Here is a 16886-nt window from a genome sequence, read left to right on the forward strand (position 1 = left end):
TCCTGCCGGGAGAAGGCGTGCCGTGCTGGATCGCAAAGATCGAACCAATCCGCTCGCGACGGAGGAGAACCTGCGGGAGCGAGTCGAGCGCCAGTTACGCCTCGACATACTCGCCGGTACGATCGAGCCGGGTACGGTATTCTCAGTCCCCTCGCTCTCCCGTTCTCTCGGGATCTCGACGACGCCGGTTCGGGAGGCGCTTCTCCAGCTTGCCGCCGATGATTTGCTGCAGCCAATCCGCAATCGCGGTTTCCGAGTTGTCGATCCGACGCTCGACGAGCTGCGCAACCTGTTCGAGGTTCGCGTGCAGCTTGAAGCTCAGGCCTTCGCGAAGGTCGTGCGGGCCGGAGCTGTCGACGTTGACGACCTCATGAATTGGGCTGACGAGATTGCGAGGGCTGTGCGGGATCGTGATGTGCCGGCCTATCTCGTGGCGGACCGGTCCTTCCACGAAGCGCTCTTGTCCCGTGCGGGCAACCCAATCCTTACCGGCATCGTCATGAAGCTGCGCGACAAGATGCGGCTTTACGGCATACGCTCGAAGGCTGGGCGGACGAGACAGGACGCGTCTGTGGCAGAGCACTACCGCATCGTCGACCTCGTTACAGGGCGGGTCAAGGACGATGCGATGACCCTGATGACGGACCACATTATGGCCTGGGAGCCGGTCTTTACGGAAGCAGTGCTGATGCGGCCAATCAACTGAGTTCCGCTTATTGCTGCTTGCGCTCTATTAAAAGGGCCATTTTTCCGGAATGTATTGATTACAATCCTCAACTCACCACTCAGTGTGTAGGCGTTTCAGTGTCGAAGGGCGTCCGCTTCGGGGGATGTGAGCAGGCCCCTCGAATGACTGAGATGGGCGCGAAGCGGACGCTGTGCAATCACGGGTGTAGAACCAGCTTCTGCGGACGCCAGTTCAGCAGTTCGCCGACGTAAATTTCGTTCTCGGACGGGCAGGCGATCTCGTGGATCCAGCCAAACTGCTTGAGCTGCTTGCCCGTCTCGCCGAGCACGCCCAGCACCTTGCCGTCGAGTGACAGCTTGTAAATCCGCCCCGGGAAGGCATCGGCAACGAAGAGCACTTGCTTGGGCCCGGGCGTGATGCACAAAGCCCAGGGCGCGCCCGGCGTGAACAGATCGACCGTGGTGCGGTCCCTTACCGGTTTGCCGCGGATGATGGCGCGTGCCTTGTCATAGTCGAACGGCACGTCGATTTTGATGATCCGCTGGATGCGGCCAGCGGTGTCCATCACCTGGATGCGGGCATTGCCACGATCGGCGACGTAGATGTTGTCGTTCGCGTCCGAAGCGATCGAGTGCAGGGTGCGGAACTGCCCCGGTTCGGTGCCGTAACTGCCGTATGAATCAACCCAGTTGCCGTCCTTGTCGATCTTGGCGACGCGCGAGTTGATGTAACCGTCGCTGATGTAGGCGTTGCCAGCCGTGTCCCAGGCCACATCAGTGACCTGCCGAAACTGGCCCTGCACAGGCGGCAGCGGCGGCATGGGGTGCTTCCAAGGCTCCGCAGCATCGTCGGCAGCCTCGGTCTTGCGGCCCCAGACCATGGCGACGCGGCCCTCTGGGGTGAACTTCACCACCATGTCCGAGCCCTTGTCCATGACCCAGATGTTGTCCTCCCGATCGACGCGCACGACATGGGCGTAGGACCAAGCGTAAAGGCCGTGGCCGATTTCCCGGATGAAGGTGCCGTCCGGGTTGAATTCCAAGAGTTGGGCGGCGGCGGCGCCGTAGGCTGGCCCCTGTGTCGCCCCGCGCGACAGGATGAAGATGTGGCCCTTCGAGTTCAGGGCGATGCCCGCCACCTCGCCGAAGTGGATGTCCGGCGGCAGCTTCAGGAAGTCCGGAATTGAGTCGAACGCGATCTCAGGGACCTGCGTCGCGGGTGCTGAGGATATCGCCACTGACGAAGCGGGTGCTTCACCCGGCTTGATCTCGTCGGCGCGTACGGCGGGGAGCGTCAGGGCGAGCGCGCCGACAGCAACGCACAGCGAGCGGATCATCTCGGGCTTCCTCACGGGCCAGCTGGTTCGAACGCCGAGCTTGGTCACACCGGTTTAGCCCGAAACGACACAGCCAGAAAGCCTTCGCTCGGTGATCAGTCCGGATCGGCCCCGATCTCACGGAGGTACGCCGCAGTCGCCGGATGCAGCCATGTGGTCGGTACGTTTGAGACCAGGTTGCGCGGGTCGCTCTCGCGGCCCTGAGGATAGAGCTGGGCCAAGGTGTTCCGGCCACGATCGATCGCGCGCACGAGTCGGGTGACGGCTGTCCCGTCGAGCCCTGGTCGAGCGAGGATGAAGCTCCAAGACCCGACGGTCTCGATTGGTGCATCCTGTCCTCGGAAGGAGCCGGCTGGGACGGTTAGGCGGCGCATCGAGGCGCGCAGGGCCAGGATCTTCGGGATCGCCTCCGGTCCCGGGCCGAAGAAGCGGGCGCCGCCGGGCGCATCCGCGAGGGTCTTGAAGCCCGGCCAACCGAGGCTCGCACCCCACAAGGCAGCCGCGCGACCGTCGAGGACTTGTGTGGCGCCGTCGCCGGCATCGTCGAGAAGGATCGGCGTGATGTCGTGGTCAGGATCGATGCCGGAGCCCTTGAGCACGGTTCGACCCATCATCGTAAAGCCGGAGCCGCGCGTGCCGAGCGCGACGGCACGGCCGCGCAGATCCGGGATGCTCCGAACCGGACTGGTGGCCGGTACCACGAACATGCCTGGCGAGGCATCGATGGGGGCTACGACCTTCAAGCCACCGCCGTCGGCACTCGGGTCAGATAAAGCCTCGTAGGCATACTCACCCTGCACAAGGGCGAGGTCGAGCTCATCCGATTTGAGCAGGGTCAGGTTCTCCGTCGAGCCCTTCGTGATCCTCGGCTCGATCATCACCCCCGGGTCGACCTCATGGACCGCTGCGATGAGCGCTCGGCCGAAGGCGGGGAACGAGCCGCCTGGCGTGGCAGTCCCCAGAGTCAGGCGACGAATAGATTCAGGCTGTTGAGCCCGTGCGGACGAGGTCGAGGCGAGGCTCACAATGCCCAGGAGCAGTTCACGCCGCCGCATCATGATCTCCCTTACCGCGATGTTTGTCACAGACCAGCGACGCTAGAGCTGAGCGGCTCATCTCGACAACCGTGCCGGAAAGCCCTCACATCGACGCTTGGAACATACGCAGGATCCGAGGCCGTACGCCAAACATAGCGACAGAGGATGTGACCGGTAGCGTCCGCTTACGATGCGTCGTCACGACCAATTAGATGGCAGGAATGGGCGCCAAGCAGGCCAGTCGGAGCTGATGAATTTCAGTCTAGCCACTTTTGGACCAGACTGGCAGTAGATCGGACGTCGTTTTCGTCTCCGATTGCCGTGTGGCGGTCCCCTGTCGTCTCAGCCACGCTCCAATCGATCGAAGCCGAATCACGCCTGCGGAGGCTCACCGTAGCCGTGTCGCGTCGATGACCAGGAAATACTGACACGCGTCCGTCCCGAGATTGGTGAAAGCGTGTCCGGCATCGGCCTCGAAATACAGGCTATCGCCCTCCTCGACGACCACCGCGCGGTCGCCGATCGTGGCGCGCAGGCGCCCCTTCAGCACGAAGATGTACTCTGACACGCCGCGGCGGTGGGCGACGAACTCTCCTGTGGTGGCACCCGGCGGGAGCGTATTGAGGACCCAGTCGATCCCGCGCCCGGGCAGCACCGGAGAGAGGCATCGGCGCAGGAAGCCCGAAGCCTCGTCGCGCAGCACCGGCTGGCGGGAGGCTGGGATCAGCAGCACCTCCAGTTCTGTGGCTGGAGCCATCAGTCGGGAAAAGGTCACGCCCAGCGCTTCGGCGAGGCGCGAGAGGACCGCCGTCGACGGGACGGCCTCGCCGCGCTCGATCTTCGAGATCATCGAGCGGCTGACCCCCGACAGTGCAGCCAAGGCCTCGAGGGAGAGGTCGCGCTCCCGCCGTCTGCGTCGAATTTCCTCGGCGAGCACCTGGATCTGAGAGCGGGCCTCGGCCTCGATCTGAACCCGCCGTACCTCTGTCGTGACCGTCATTCGCGTTTCGTCCTGGCCCTCCGGCTGACGCGTCATCCTTGAGCGTCTGGGGCTGAAGGCGGGGTGATTAGCACAGGTCGCGTAGCGGCGCCCGTGCGACCCGCACCCCGGTTGGCACGCCACTTGTATCAGGCAGAGTGGAAATTCATCTTGAAAAGTGGATGCCCGCGAATGCTCGACGCCGCACTGCCGTTGGATACGACACGGATCGCCGAGCCAGATGCGGTGGCGCTTGCGGACAGGCGCCAGATCGTCTGGTCGAGCGTCATCGGCACCACCGTCGAATGGTATGACTTCCTGATCTACGGTACGGCCAGCGCGCTTGTCTTCAACAAGCTATTCTTCCCCAGCATCGACCCCGTGGTCGGCACCATCGCAGCGTTCGGATCCTACGCCGTCGGGTTCCTCGCCCGTCCGCTGGGCGGGGCGGTCTTCGGGCATTTCGGCGACCGGATCGGGCGCAAGGCCATGCTGTCGCTGACCCTGATGATTATGGGTATCGGTACTTTCCTGATCGGATGCCTGCCGACCTACGGACAGATCGGCATCCTGGCGCCGATCCTTCTAGTGGCCCTACGCCTCGTCCAGGGCATCGGCATCGGCGGCGAGTGGGGTGGGGCCGTGCTGATGGTGGTGGAGAGCGTCCCGCCGGAACGGCGCGGGTTCTTTGGGAGCGTCGTCCAGCTCGGCTACCCGATCGGAGTCATCCTCTCGATCGGCGCGTTCGCGCTGACCGGCCTGATGCCCGAGGCGGCGTTCCTGTCGTGGGGCTGGCGCATCCCGTTCCTGGCGAGCGCCCCCCTCGTCGGGGTCGGCCTGTTCATCCGCCTGCGGCTCCATGAAACGCCCGCGTTCCGGCAAATCAAGGAACAGGCGGTGACGGCGCGGCTGCCGGTCATGGAGATCCTCACCGAGCATCCCGGCATGTTCCTGAAGGCTGTCGGGCTCAAGGTCTCCGAGATCGCTTACGTGAGCGTCGTCACCGTATTCTCGATCTCTTACGTCACCGGTCAGCTTGGCCTTTCACGGGGTGTAATCCTAAACGGCATCCTGGTCGCCGCCGTCATCGAACTCTTCACGATCCCCGTCTTCGGCTATCTGTCTGACCGCTACGGGCGCAAGACGTTGTTCATCGCCGCCTGCCTGTTCTCGATCGCCTTCGCGTTCCCAATGTTCAGGCTCCTCGACACGCGCGATCCGACAATAATCACCCTGACCGTCGCGGTGGCCCTGAGCTTCGGCCAGGGCATCATGTTCGGGACTGGGGCGGCCTGGATGTCCGAACTGTTCGATGCCCGCTTGCGCTACAGCGGGGCCTCCCTCGGCTTCCAGGTGGGCGCAGCGTTGAGCGGCGGCTTCACACCGCTGATCGCCGCGGCCTTGCTGGCCTGGAGCGGCGGAGCGACTTGGCCAATTTCCGCCTACCTGATCGCGCTCGCGTGCGTGACGCTCGTGGCGACTTTCGCGGCACCGGAAACAGCGCGGCGGCGGATCGACTGAACGGTCCTGCACGGTCGAAAAACACGCTTTAACCAGTGGACGTGCGTCCACTACAATGGAATGATGTCGGACGCCTGACGCAATAGGAAGACGAATTTGGACAGGATCATCATCGCCACGAAAGCGGCGGCTCCGGCCGTCGGCCCATACGCCCAGGCGACTCGCGTCGGCGACCTCGTCTTCGCCTCGGGACAACTGCCGATCAATCCGGAAACCGGGGCATTTCCGGAGGGCATAGAGGCGCAGACGCGCCGCTCGCTGGCTAACCTCGCAGCCGTGCTGGAAGCTGGAGGTGCCAGCCTCGCGAGCGTCGCCAAGACCACCGTGTTCCTGAAGGACATGAACGATTTCGCCGCGATGAACGCGGTTTATGCCGAACACTTCCCCGGCGCGGCGCCGGCGCGCTCGACAGTCGAGGTCGCGCGCCTGCCCCGCGACGCGCTGGTCGAAGTCGAGGCGATCGCGCTGGCGACGGGGCCGGCGCGATGAGCGCGACATCCGCACCCCGCCATGTCGAAGCCTTCGCGCACGCGGCCGGCTCGGTGGCGACCGGCGTGCCCGGAGGGGCGACCGGCTGGCACGGCACGCTGCTCAACATCCACATTGCGCCGGCGGCGAGCTACGAGATGGAGGAGTTGGCCGAGGCCTACTGCGTCGCTGGCCGCGGCATCGAGGGCGATCGCTACTTTCTCGGGACGGGGACCTACTCGCCCAAGCCGGACACTCGCGAGGTGACACTCATCGAGCAAGAGGCGCTCGATGCTCTCGCGCGCAACGATCCGCCGCTTCAGGGCGGCCCGATCCATCTCGCGCCCGTCGATCACCGCCGGAATCTCACCGTGCGCGGCGTACCGCTCAATCATCTCGTCGGCCGCAGATTTCAGGTCGGTGAGGTGATCCTGCGCGGCGGTCGCCTGAACTTCCCATGCAAGTATCTAGAGGAACTGCTGGGGCAGCCGGTCTACCTGCCGCTCTACAATCGCTCCGGCCTGAATTGCGGGATCGAGCGCGGCGGGATCATCCGCCCGGGCGACCCGATCACCTTGTTGGATTGAGGCCATGTCCGCCCGCATCGTCATGAGGCTGACGGTCGTAGAGGCCGTAGCCACAACGCCGGAGGTGGTGCGGCTGACCTTCGCCCACCCACAGCGTCCCGAACTGCCTGCTTGGGAACCCGGCGCGCATGTCGACCTTCGTCTGCCGGACGGGCGCACGCGCCAGTACTCGCTGTGTGGCGATCCGGCTGATCGGAGCCGGTACGTCCTGGCGATCAAGCGCGAGGATGCGGGCCGTGGCGGCTCGCTGTGGACACATGACAACCTCACCCCGGGCGCCGTCGCGCACGTGTCCCATCCGCGCAACAACTTCGGCCTGGCCGTCGAGGCACGGCGCCATGTCCTGATCGGCGGCGGAATCGGTGTGACGCCGCTCGCCGCCATGGCCTGGTATCTCGCCGCGCGCGGTGCCGATTTCGTCATTCATCTGTGCGCCCGTTCCGCCGAGAATGCCCCGCTGTTGGCCGAGTTGCAGGCGCTCTGCGGCGAGCGGCTCCACTGCTGGTTCTCCTCGGAAGGTTCGCGCTTCGACCCCGCGGCGCTCGGTGCGCCGGAGGACGGCGTTCATATCTATGCCTGTGGGCCTCAAAGGCTCATCGATGCCGTACAGGTCACGCTGGAAACCGCCGGCTGGCCGGTAGAGCAGGTGCATGTCGAGCACTTCGCGCCGATGGCCGACGAGAACTACAAACCGGAACCCTTCGACGCGCTGATCGCCTCGACAGGGGCGGTCGTTCACGTTCCGGCGGATGTCTCGCTGCTCGACGTCCTGCGCCGTCACGGCTTTGCGATGCCCTCGTCCTGCGAGATCGGCGTGTGTGGCTCCTGCGAGTGCGGATACCGGGACGGCACCGTGATCCACCGCGACGTCGTGCTGCCGGTCGCCAAGCGCCAGGACCGGATGATGCCCTGCGTCTCCCGCGCCCGGGTAAACATCACGCTCGAACTCTGAGGGTGGGCTGCCGATGACGTCGAGCCCCACGCGTCGCACCCTGATCGCAGGCGCTGCCGCTGTGCTCGCCGCGCCGCGGTTGGCTCTGGGGGCAGACGCGAAGACTCTACGCTTCGTGCCGCGCACGGATCTCGGCGTGCTCGACCCGATCTGGAGTTCGGCGATCATCACGCGCAACCACGCGTTCATGGTTTACGACACGCTCTACGGCCAGGATTCCAATTTCGAGCCGAGCCCGCAGATGGTGGCGGGTCACCGGATCGAGGCCGACGGACGCCTCTGGCGCCTCACCCTGCGTGATGATCTCCTGTGGCACGACGGAGAGCGCGTGCTGGCGCGCGACTGCGTCGCCAGCATCCGTCGGTGGGGGGCGAAGGATGCCTTCGGCCAGGCGCTGATGGCCGCCACCGACGAACTCGCAGCGCCGGACGACCGCACCATCGTGTTCCGGTTGAAGGCGCCGTTTCCCTTCCTGCCCCACGCGCTCGGCAAGTCCGCCGCCTTCTTTCCGGCGATGATGCCAGAGCGGTTGGCGACCGTCGGCCCGTCCAAGCAGATCACGGAGATCGTCGGTTCAGGACCGTTCCGTTACCGCCCCGACGAGCGAGTGCCCGGAGCACGCAACGTCTACGAGCGGTTTGCCCCCTACAAGCCCCGGGACGACGGCACGGTCTCACGTACCGCGGGGCCGAAGCGTGTGCATTTCGACCGCGTCGAGTGGATCACGATGTCCGATCCGGGCACGGCGGCATCGGCGCTTCGGGCCGGCGAAGTCGATTGGATCGATTACCCCGTGATCGACCTGCTGCCGATGCTGAGATCGAGCCCGGGCGTAGGCGTGAAGATCCTCGATCCGAAGGGCCTGATCGGCGTCTTCCGGATGAACCATCTGCAACCGCCCTTCGACAATCCGAAGATCCGCCGCGCCGTACTCGCGGCATTCGATCAGTCGGAGTTCATGCAGGCGGTGGCGGGTGACGACCGGAGCCTGTGGCGGGACGGCGTCGGCTTCTTCTGCCCGGATACCCCGCTCGCCTCCGCTGCGGGGATGGAGGCGGTGACCGGCCCACGCAACCTCGCAGCCGCCAAGCGGGCGATCGTCGAGGCCGGCTACAAAGGCGAGCCCGTCGCGCTGATCGTATCCAGCGACTTCCCTGCTCTTAAGGCGATGTCGGATGTCGCCGCCGAGACGTTGCAGAAGATCGGGCTGAACGTCGATTACCAGTCCCTTGACTGGGGCACGGTGCAGCAGCGTCGCTACAAGCGCGACCCAGTGGACAAGGGCGGGTGGAGCGCGTTCTGCACGAACTACGAGGGTGCCGATCTTGCCGATCCGGCCGGCCACCTCGCTCTGCGTACCAACGGGGCGCAGGCATGGTTCGGCTGGCCGAGCGACCCTAAAATCGAGGAGCTGCGGGATCGCTGGTTCTTGGCCGGGGATCTTGCCGAGCAGAAGGCCCTCGCCGCCGAGATCCAGCGCGCGGCTTTCGTGAGCGTACCCTACATCCCACTCGGCCAGTTCTTCGCGCCGACGGCCTTATCGCTCGAACATCAAGGACCTCGTCGACGGGTTCGCGATCTTCTGGAATGTGCGCCGTGGCTGAGGATCCGATGGAGGCCGATGGGCTACTGTTGTCGGCTCAGGAGCGCGAGGCGGTCCGGCGTGGCCGCGCACTGGCGCTGTCCGAGATCGCTCCGCACGCCGCCGCCTGGGAGCACGCCGGCTCAGCGCTGCCGCGCCCGGTCTTCCGGGCCTATGCTGAAGCCGGCCTAATAGGGCTTGAGGTCTCCCGCCAACGTGGAGGATCCGGTCTCGGCTACCTGTGCAAGATCGGCCTCGCCGAAGCTATGGCTCGGACCTGCCTGCCAAGCACCTTCGCGCTGAATCTCGCACAGGGGATGGCGACGCGGATCGAACGCGAGGGTTCGGAGAGCCAGGTCCGGCGCCACCTACCGAGCCTTATCTGCGGCGAGCGGATCGCCGCGGTCTCCCTGAGCGAACCGGGTGCAGGCAGCGATTTCTCAGCGATCGCGACGTGGGCAGAGCGCGCGGCCGGGGGCTGGCGCCTGCACGGAACCAAGGCTTGGGTCACGAACGGCGCGCACGCCGATCTCGCCCTGGTCTACGCGCAGACCGAGCCCGGCAGCGGGGCAGCTGGGATCGCCAGCTTTCTGGTCGAGCTGCACGCGGATGGCGTCTCGCGCGCAGCCGACGTTCCGCTGATCGGCGGCCACGCGATCGGTGCTGCGACGATCGTGCTCGACGGCGTATTCGTGGCCGACGACGACCTGTTCGCGCCACCCGGGCAGGCGTTCAAGCGGGCGCTGACAGGCATCACCGGTGCGCGTATCCACGTCTCCGCCATGGCCTGCGGCATCGTCGCCGATAGTCTAGCGCGTGCTGTAGACCACGGGCGGGTTCGGCACAGCTTCGGTCGCCCGCTCATCGAGCACCAAGGCTTGCGCTGGAGCCTCGCCGACGTCGCCACCGGCCTGGAGGCAGCGCGTGCTCTGACCTACAGCGCCGCGCAGCGGATTGCCGCGGGCGCCGATGCTACGCTCGCGGCAGCGCACGCCAAGCGGTTTTCCGCCGATATGGCGCTCTCGGGCGTGGCCGCCTGCATGCAGGCGATGGGAGGCGTCGGGCTGCGCGCCGACTTGCCGTTCGGCCGCCACCTCGCTGCGGCGCGAATCGTGGCCTACGTCGATGGGACCACCGAGATGATGCGTGACAGGATCGGCGCGGACTTGGCCCGGCGTCGAGGTGGTCGACCGAACCCGGAGGCGCCGCGATGATCGACAAGCGCGCGGCCGGATTTCATGAGGCGGTCGAGGGAATCGAGACCGGCCACACGGTGATGGTCGGCGGTTTCGGAGACGCGGGCGTCCCCATCGGCCTAGTCGCGGCCGTGCTTGAACGCGGGCCGCGCGACCTCACCGTAATCGCCAATAACGCCGGCTTCCACACGGGGGACATCAGCGACTGGCTGAGCGCAGGCCTCGTGCGCAAGGTGATCTGCAGCTATCCGCGCACCTCGCCGACCTTCGTCGCGCTCTACCGTCAAGGCAGGGTCGAGCTGGAGCTGGTACCGCAGGGGACCCTCGTCGAGCGCATGCGCTGCGCCGGGGCCGGGCTCGGCGGCTACTTCTCTCCGGTCTCGGTAGGGACACTCCTCGCGGCGGGCAAGGAGGTCCGCACGATCGGGGAACGCGACTATGTGCTGGAGGTGCCATTGACTGCCGACTTCGCCCTGATCCGGGCGCGGCAGGCCGATTTGATGGGCAACCTCACCTACAACAAGACCGCGCGCAACTTCGCGCCGGTCATGGCGACGGCCGCCCGCATGGTCGTGGCCGAGGCGAGCGAGATCGTGGACGTCGGCGGCATTGATCCAGAGGCCGTGATCACGCCCGGCATCCTCGTCGATCGGATCGTTCAGCAGAGGCTTCGCGTATGACGCCACTCAGCCGCGACGACATCGCCCGCCGCGTCGCACGGGCTCTCCCACATGGGGCCGTGGTTAATCTCGGAATCGGCCTGCCTGGCCTCGTCAGTCGCTATGTGGAGCCAGCCCAGGACATCGTCCTGCACAGCGAGAACGGGATCATCAACTTCGCCGCTTTACCGGACAGCGGCGCGGCAGATCACGACAGCATCGACGCCAGCAAACGGCCGGTCACGGTCCTTCCGGGCGGCAGCTACCTCGACGTCGCTCTCTCCTTCGGCCTCATGCGCGGCGGCCATTTGGATGTAGCGGTGCTCGGCGCCTTCGAAGTGTCGGCCCGGGGTGATCTCGCGAACTGGTGGACGGGCAAGCCCGGTGATGTGCCCGGCGTCGGTGGCGCGATGGATCTCGCCTGTGGCGCCAAGTCGATCTGGGTGATGATGGAGCACACGACGCGGGACGGCCAGCCTAAGCTCGTGGATTGCTGCAGCTATCCGCTCACGGCACCAGCCGTAGTCGACCGCATCTTTACGGATCTTGCCATCCTCGACGTCACGCCCGATGGGCTGTCTGTCCGCGAGCTCCTGACGGGTCTCGAGCCGGACGAACTTCAGGCCCGAACCGCGACGCGCCTCATCTTCTCTGATACAAACCGGATCGATGCTCGCATCCTCGATCAAAGGGCACGCTAATCCCGGCATTGTCCGCTTTGTAGACGAGCCCCAAGCGGACTGAACGGCTGATATGGGCGCTTTTCTGCCGGGCTGCTCTGAAAGCCCCTCGACACTGAAGCCGAGGGGCCGAACGCTCAAATCTCCGTGCCTTCGGCCAGGGTCAAGGCACCTTCGACGTCGACACCGAGGTACCTGACCGTGCTCTCGATCTTGGTATGGCCGAGCAGGATTTGGACGGCACGAAGGTTGCCGGTCCGTTTGTAGATCAACGACGCCTTTGTGCGACGGAGGGAGTGGGTCCCGTAATCCTCGCTCCGCAGCCCGATGCCAGTCACCCACTCATCGACCAACCGCGCATACTGCCTGGTGCTGATGTGCATGACGCCGTCGAGCCTGCTTGGGAAGGCATAGTCGTCGAGCGTTCCGCCTCTGGCCTCCAGCCATGTCAGGATGCTGGTACGAGCGGGTTCGAGTAATTCGAACTGCACTGGTCGGCCGGTCTTGCGCTGGATGACGATGACCCGGCTACGGACGCGACCGCCGCTGACGAGGTCGCCAATCTTGAGCTTAACGATGTCGCAGCCGCGCAGCTTGCTGTCGATGGCGAGGTCGAACATCGCACGGTCGCGCACGCGCCGTTCGCGGTCGAGCCAGAAGCGGATGGCCCAGACCTGCTGAGGTTTGAGGGCCCGCTTGGCGCCGAGCTTGCGGCCGGCGTTCCAGGCCGGTCGCCCTTTCGTAGCCGGATCCTGTGCAGAGTGTCCCATCGTCTGTCTCCTTGCCGGCCCATGCCGACAGGGCGAGGAGACACCCGAACCGAGGCTCTGGAGATGGAAGGCAGATGCCGACGTTCCGCTGGCGACCCAACCCAGCCATCGCAAGCGCTGTCGGTGTTCCCCAGAAGCGGACGTTCGTCCGCCGTGCGGCAATTTCAGCTCGGGGTGGCAACCGGACTTTAGCTCTTTGGCCGGAAGCGGAATAGCCGCTTTGGAGCGGGACTGCCGCAAAAGCGGACGGCCTCCTGCCAAAACGCCTTAGCCGTTCAGCTCGTCGACGCAATCTTCCAGAGACGGACCCCTGTGTCCTGCTCACACGATCATCGACTGGCTGGCGGCAGAGACGAGCCGCGGAGGACCGAACCTAGATGTGTCCGGTCCTCCGCGCCCGGCGATCCTGCATCACGTCCCGATCGGTAGGGTGGATACGTGGGCGGACACCACCTTCCATCCGAGACCGGGCAAGCGCATCCAGGTCTGGCTCTGACGCCCGATGCCGGGCTTGCCGCGCGGCTTGAACTCCAGATTGACGGTGGCGAAGTCGCTTCCGAGGGTCAGAATCTCCAGCCGGATCCGCGCCTCCTTGGTCCCGCCCGGCGGCGGATCGGCAGCGACGCGGGCGGCGTGGATCTCGGCGAAGCCGTAGCAATTCTCGGCCAGCGCGTAGCGGATCGTGTGCGGGCTGTCCCAGAAGGTCGCGTCGAGGACGGCGACATCCTTCTCGACGAGCGCCTGCTCGTAGCGCTCGAACAAAGCTGCGATCTCGGCCACGATCTCCGGGCGGTTCACCGTCACGTCCATTCAACCCTCCAGGGCGACCGCGGTGCGGATCAGGTCGAGGTCGGCCCCGCGCGCGCCGATGATCGACAGGCCGACCGGAGCGCCATCGACGCGGGCACCCGGGATATTGACCTGCGGGGCGCCGGTCAGGCCGCCGTGGCTCGTCAGGCAGGCGATACGCTCGCGCAGGGGATGCAGCGCGCCGAGCGGCAGCCCGCGCAGGGGCGCCGGAAACGGCGTGGTCGGGAGGCACAGGATCGTGCCGGGCGGCAGGAGTCGCGCGAGACGCGCCCTGGCCTCGATCCGCATCAGGCTCGCGGCGCTGCGTTCGGCATCGGTCATCATCGAGCCCTGGATCAGCGAGCGGGCGACCGAGAAGGCCATGCGTGGATTGCAGGCATCGAGCCAGGGCTCGAAGGTCAGCCAGGCCTCGCTGCTTTGAAGCACGCGCTGCGCCCGCTGCCAGACGGACAGGCCCTGCGGCGCCAGCGTCACGTCGCGGCGATTGCCGATCAGGGTGGCCAAGCGGTCGATCTGCGGGGCCAGCGCCTCCTGGACTGCCGCGTCGGCGAAGCCGAGCGCATCGGCGGCCACAAGGAGCGTGCGCGGCAGGCGGTCCGGCATCGCCTGACCGAACAGGACTTCGCCGACCCGCGCGAAGGTCACCGCGTCCCGGGTGAACCAGCCGCAGGTATCCGAACCAGGTGCCTGGACGCAGATCCCCGAGAAGTCGATGCGGCCGTGCGTCGGCCGGATGCCGTAGAGGCCGCAGAAGCTCGCCGGCACGCGCACGGAGCCGCCGGTATCGGTTCCCAGGGCGAAATCGCAGGCGCCCGAGGCCACCGCGGAGGCCGAGCCGCTGGACGAGCCGCCGGGTACCCGATCGGGCGCCGCGGGATTGAGCGGCGTGCCGTCATGGGCGTTCTCGCCGAGGATCCCTAGGGAGACCTCGTCGGTCACGGTCTTGCCGACGATGGAGGCGCCCGCATCGAGCAGCCTCTGAACCACGCCGGCATGGCGGGCCGGCGTCGGATAGACGCGCGGCCAGTCCGGGTTTCCGCCCCCCGTGGGGGTATCGGCGACATCGATCAGGTCCTTGACCGCGAAGGCAAGGCCGGCGAGCGGCCCCGTGGCGGATCCGGCGACGCGTACGCGCGGCCCAGGGAGGAACGGGTCCGTCGAGAGGAGCTGTTCGGCTGTCATGCGGGGATCGGTTCCTGCCATTGGGCACCGGGCACGGCGGCGAACAGAGCCCGGGTGTAGGGATGCTTCGGCGCGAAGAAGATCTCCGACGTCGGCGCGACCTCGACCACCTGACCGGACCGCATCACCGCGATCCGGTCGCAGACCTGCAGCGCGACCCGGAGATCGTGGGTCACGAACAGCATGCTAAGGTGCAGCCGCGCCTTGATGTCGGCGAGCAGCGCCAGGACCTGCGCCTGCACCGAGACGTCCAGGGCCGAGACCGGCTCGTCGGCCACCAGAATCTCGGGCTTCATGGCGAGCGCCCGGGCGATGCCGATCCGCTGGCGCTGGCCGCCGCTGAACTCGTGCGGGAAGCGCTGCGCCGCCGCGGGATCGAGGCCGACCAGCGCCAGCATCTCGCAGGCCTGGACCCGCGCGATCCCCGGTTCGGTGCCGTGGATGATCGGCCCCTCGGCGACGATGTCGACCACGCGCTGGCGCGGATCGAGGGAGCCGTAGGGATCCTGGAACACCATCTGCACGCGCCGGCGATGCGGACGCATCTGGCGGCGGCTCAGGTCGGCGACGCTGTGCCCGGCCAGCAGGATCTCGCCGCCATCGACCGGCATCAGCCGGGTGAGCGCCCGCGCCAGCGTGCTCTTGCCCGAGCCGCTCTCGCCGACGAGGCCCAGGGTCTCGCCCCGCCGCAGCGAAACGTCCACGCCGTCGAGGGCCCGGGTGACGCGGCCCCCGAACAGGCCGCGGGCCCCGTAGGTCTTCTCGACCCGCTTGGCCTCCACCACCAGGGGTGCTGTGCTGGCGGCCCGGCGCGGCGGCGGCACGAGCTTCGGCACGGCGGCGATGAGCGCGCGCGTGTAGGGATGCTTCGGCGCGCCGAGCACCGAGGCCGCCGGCCCCTGCTCGACCAGGACGCCCTTCTGCAAGACCGCGACCGTGTCGGCGATGTCGGCCACGACGCCGAAATCGTGCGTGATGAACAGGACGCTCGTGCCGTGCTCGCGCTGCAGGTCGTGGATCAGGGAGAGGATCTGCGCCTGCGTGGTGACGTCGAGCGCCGTGGTCGGCTCGTCGGCGATGAGCAGCCGCGGATTCAGCGCCAGCGCCATGGCGATCATCGCCCGCTGGCGCTGGCCGCCCGAGAGCTGATGCGGATAGGAGCGCAGGAGCTGGGCCGGGTCCGGCAGGTGGACGCTCTCAAGGAGCGCGAGGATGCGCGCCCGGCGGTCGGCGCGCCCGAGCGTGGTGTGGATGCGCAGGACCTCGTCGATCTGCCGCCCGATCGTGTGGAGCGGGTTCAGGGCCGTCATCGGCTCCTGGAAGATCATCGCGATGCGGGCACCCCGGACCTTGCGCATCTGACGCGGGGTGATCGCGGCGAGATCCGCGCCCTCGAACTGGATGCGCCCGCCCGAGACGCACACGCGCGGCCCCGGGAGCAGCCCCAGAATGGCGCGCGCAACCATCGACTTGCCCGATCCGCTCTCGCCGATCAGGCAGGTGACCGCACCGGGCCGCAGGACGAGATTCAGATCGGTGACGGCATTCGGACGGTCCGCGCCGGGCGGCAGCGTGATCGTCAGCGTCTCGATCTCGAGGACGGCGTCGCTCATCGCTCTCGGAGCCTCGGATTCAGGACCTCGTTCAGGCCGTCCCCGACGAGGTTGATGGCGAGGACGGTCAGCAGGATCGCCAGTCCGGGGAAGGTGCAGATCCACCACGCCGATCGGAGGACCGCGCGGCCCGAGCTGATGATCAGGCCCCAGCTCATCACGTTGGGATCGCCGAGGCCCAGGAAGGCGAGCCCCGCCTCGATCAGGATCGCCGTGCCGATCAGGAGCGTGCCGACCGCGATGATCGCCGCGGTGCAGTTCGGCAGCATGTGGCGGAAGACGATGCGCGCGTCGCCTGCCCCCAGGCCGTCGCAGGCCAGTACGAACTCGCGGCCGCCGAGCGCCACGAACTCGCCCCGCACGAGCCGGGCGATGCCCGGCCAGGAGACGGCCACGATGGCGACGACTTCGCTGAACAGCGACGGCGACAGGATCGCCACGATCAGGATCGCGAGCACGAAGGCGGGGATCGTCTGGAAGAACTCCGTGAGCCGCATCAGCGCGACCTCGACGCCGCCCCGATAGTAGCCGGCGAGCCCCCCGATCAGGGTCCCGAGCAGGATCGCGGCCCCGGTGGCGCTGAGGCCGATGATCAGGGAGGTGCGGGCGCCGTACGCGATCTCGGCGGCCACGTCCCGGCCCAGCGTGTCGGTGCCGAGTGGGAACGGACCGCCCGGCGGCTGGAGGGCGGGGCCGACGAGCGCGAACGGATCGCCCGGATAGAGCAGCGGGGTGAGCGCCACGAGGACGACCAGCCCGAGGAGAACCACCGCCCCCGCGAGCGCGAGGCGGTTGCGCGCGAACCGCGCCAGGGCCGTGCGCATCG

General features: G+C 67.0%; 16 protein-coding genes and 1 pseudogene. 9 read left to right on the top strand and 8 right to left on the bottom strand.

Annotated features, from left to right (window positions below; translation table 11 throughout):
- Positions 1-22: 22 nt before the first annotated feature.
- Positions 23-706 (top strand): GntR family transcriptional regulator, encoded by a 684-nt coding sequence (locus MKL11_RS31190; RefSeq protein ID WP_243950905.1) that lies wholly within the window; start codon positions 23-25, stop codon positions 704-706.
- Positions 707-884: 178 nt separating this feature from the next.
- Here MKL11_RS31190 and MKL11_RS31195 read toward each other — a convergent pair whose 3' ends face one another.
- The 3 genes from MKL11_RS31195 to MKL11_RS31205 all read right to left on the bottom strand — a co-directional run bounded on the left by MKL11_RS31195 (position 885) and on the right by MKL11_RS31205 (position 4097).
- Positions 885-2024, bottom strand: a complete 1140-nt coding sequence (locus MKL11_RS31195) for a peptidyl-alpha-hydroxyglycine alpha-amidating lyase family protein (protein WP_243950907.1) — start codon at positions 2022-2024, stop codon at positions 885-887.
- A 95-nt stretch (positions 2025-2119) separates the two neighbouring features.
- Positions 2120-3082, bottom strand: a complete 963-nt coding sequence (locus MKL11_RS31200) for a TAXI family TRAP transporter solute-binding subunit (protein ID WP_313900800.1) — start codon at positions 3080-3082, stop codon at positions 2120-2122.
- A gap of 367 nt (positions 3083-3449) precedes the next feature.
- On the bottom strand, positions 3450-4097 hold the full coding sequence (locus MKL11_RS31205) for a helix-turn-helix domain-containing protein (protein WP_243950909.1): 648 nt from the start codon (positions 4095-4097) through the stop codon (positions 3450-3452).
- A 135-nt stretch (positions 4098-4232) separates the two neighbouring features.
- Between MKL11_RS31205 and MKL11_RS31210 the strand changes: the two genes are divergently transcribed.
- The 8 genes and pseudogenes from MKL11_RS31210 (at position 4233) to MKL11_RS31245 (ending at position 11706) form a co-directional block, all read left to right on the top strand.
- Positions 4233-5561 (top strand): MFS transporter, encoded by a 1329-nt coding sequence (locus tag MKL11_RS31210; RefSeq protein ID WP_243950912.1) that lies wholly within the window; start codon positions 4233-4235, stop codon positions 5559-5561.
- A gap of 96 nt (positions 5562-5657) precedes the next feature.
- Positions 5658-6050 carry a Rid family detoxifying hydrolase gene (locus MKL11_RS31215; RefSeq protein ID WP_243950914.1) on the top strand — a complete coding sequence of 131 codons (393 nt, stop codon included), beginning with the start codon at positions 5658-5660 and terminating at the stop codon, positions 6048-6050.
- Entirely contained in the window at positions 6047-6616 is a 570-nt protein-coding gene (locus MKL11_RS31220; protein ID WP_243950916.1) for an MOSC domain-containing protein, read from the top strand. The genes MKL11_RS31215 and MKL11_RS31220 overlap by 4 nt, the downstream gene beginning before the upstream one ends.
- Before the next feature lie 4 nt (positions 6617-6620).
- Positions 6621-7568, top strand: coding sequence for a PDR/VanB family oxidoreductase (locus MKL11_RS31225; RefSeq protein WP_243950918.1), 948 nt, complete (start codon positions 6621-6623; stop codon positions 7566-7568).
- Positions 7569-7581: 13 nt separating this feature from the next.
- Positions 7582-9172 (top strand): annotated as a pseudogene (locus MKL11_RS31230) (ABC transporter substrate-binding protein).
- A 7-nt stretch (positions 9173-9179) separates the two neighbouring features.
- On the top strand, positions 9180-10364 hold the full coding sequence (locus tag MKL11_RS31235; protein WP_243951077.1) for an acyl-CoA dehydrogenase family protein: 1185 nt from the start codon (positions 9180-9182) through the stop codon (positions 10362-10364).
- A complete protein-coding gene (locus MKL11_RS31240; protein WP_243950920.1) occupies positions 10361-11026 on the top strand; it encodes a 3-oxoacid CoA-transferase subunit A in 666 nt (221 codons plus the stop codon). Before MKL11_RS31235 ends, MKL11_RS31240 begins: the two co-directional genes overlap by 4 nt.
- Positions 11023-11706, top strand: a complete 684-nt coding sequence (locus MKL11_RS31245) for a 3-oxoacid CoA-transferase subunit B (protein ID WP_243950922.1) — start codon at positions 11023-11025, stop codon at positions 11704-11706. The genes MKL11_RS31240 and MKL11_RS31245 overlap by 4 nt, the downstream gene beginning before the upstream one ends.
- A 116-nt stretch (positions 11707-11822) precedes the next feature.
- Here MKL11_RS31245 and MKL11_RS31250 read toward each other — a convergent pair whose 3' ends face one another.
- From MKL11_RS31250 to MKL11_RS31270, 5 genes are all read right to left on the bottom strand, one after another.
- The gene (locus MKL11_RS31250) at positions 11823-12455 is read right to left on the bottom strand and encodes a tyrosine-type recombinase/integrase (protein ID WP_243950924.1); all 633 of its coding nucleotides are present in this window, start codon (positions 12453-12455) and stop codon (positions 11823-11825) included.
- 411 nt (positions 12456-12866) lie between these two features.
- Positions 12867-13265: an oxalurate catabolism protein HpxZ gene (gene hpxZ, locus MKL11_RS31255; protein WP_243950927.1), complete on the bottom strand. Its 399-nt coding sequence runs from the start codon at positions 13263-13265 to the stop codon at positions 12867-12869.
- Complete coding sequence (locus MKL11_RS31260) at positions 13266-14447, bottom strand: amidase (protein WP_243950930.1); 1182 nt, start codon at positions 14445-14447, stop codon at positions 13266-13268.
- Complete coding sequence (locus MKL11_RS31265; RefSeq protein WP_243950932.1) at positions 14444-16060, bottom strand: ABC transporter ATP-binding protein; 1617 nt, start codon at positions 16058-16060, stop codon at positions 14444-14446. Before MKL11_RS31265 ends, MKL11_RS31260 begins: the two co-directional genes overlap by 4 nt.
- Positions 16057-16884, bottom strand: a complete 828-nt coding sequence (locus tag MKL11_RS31270) for an ABC transporter permease (RefSeq protein ID WP_243950934.1) — start codon at positions 16882-16884, stop codon at positions 16057-16059. Before MKL11_RS31270 ends, MKL11_RS31265 begins: the two co-directional genes overlap by 4 nt.
- Between the last annotated feature and the right edge of the window lie 2 nt (positions 16885-16886).

Origin of the sequence: Methylobacterium sp. J-077, assembly GCF_022829365.1 — a bacterium.
In the GTDB taxonomy this organism is placed as follows: Bacteria; Pseudomonadota; Alphaproteobacteria; order Rhizobiales; family Beijerinckiaceae; genus Methylobacterium.

Bases quoted from the DNA above. Each gene is read 5' to 3' on its own strand.
- MKL11_RS31270 (WP_243950934.1), bottom strand. From the start codon at position 16,884: ATGCGCACGGCCCTGGCGCGGTTCGCGCGCAACCGCCTCGCGCTCGCG.
- MKL11_RS31260 (WP_243950930.1), bottom strand. From the start codon at position 14,447: ATGACAGCCGAACAGCTCCTCTCGACGGACCCGTTCCTCCCTGGGCCG.
- MKL11_RS31245 (WP_243950922.1), top strand. From the start codon at position 11,023: ATGACGCCACTCAGCCGCGACGACATCGCCCGCCGCGTCGCACGGGCT.
- MKL11_RS31210 (WP_243950912.1), top strand. From the start codon at position 4,233: ATGCTCGACGCCGCACTGCCGTTGGATACGACACGGATCGCCGAGCCA.
- hpxZ (WP_243950927.1), bottom strand. From the start codon at position 13,265: ATGGACGTGACGGTGAACCGCCCGGAGATCGTGGCCGAGATCGCAGCT.
- MKL11_RS31205 (WP_243950909.1), bottom strand. From the start codon at position 4,097: ATGACGCGTCAGCCGGAGGGCCAGGACGAAACGCGAATGACGGTCACG.
- MKL11_RS31265 (WP_243950932.1), bottom strand. From the start codon at position 16,060: ATGAGCGACGCCGTCCTCGAGATCGAGACGCTGACGATCACGCTGCCG.
- MKL11_RS31225 (WP_243950918.1), top strand. From the start codon at position 6,621: ATGTCCGCCCGCATCGTCATGAGGCTGACGGTCGTAGAGGCCGTAGCC.
- MKL11_RS31200 (WP_313900800.1), bottom strand. From the start codon at position 3,082: ATGATGCGGCGGCGTGAACTGCTCCTGGGCATTGTGAGCCTCGCCTCG.
- MKL11_RS31235 (WP_243951077.1), top strand. From the start codon at position 9,180: ATGGAGGCCGATGGGCTACTGTTGTCGGCTCAGGAGCGCGAGGCGGTC.
- MKL11_RS31240 (WP_243950920.1), top strand. From the start codon at position 10,361: ATGATCGACAAGCGCGCGGCCGGATTTCATGAGGCGGTCGAGGGAATC.
- MKL11_RS31250 (WP_243950924.1), bottom strand. From the start codon at position 12,455: ATGGGACACTCTGCACAGGATCCGGCTACGAAAGGGCGACCGGCCTGG.
- MKL11_RS31195 (WP_243950907.1), bottom strand. From the start codon at position 2,024: ATGATCCGCTCGCTGTGCGTTGCTGTCGGCGCGCTCGCCCTGACGCTC.
- MKL11_RS31220 (WP_243950916.1), top strand. From the start codon at position 6,047: ATGAGCGCGACATCCGCACCCCGCCATGTCGAAGCCTTCGCGCACGCG.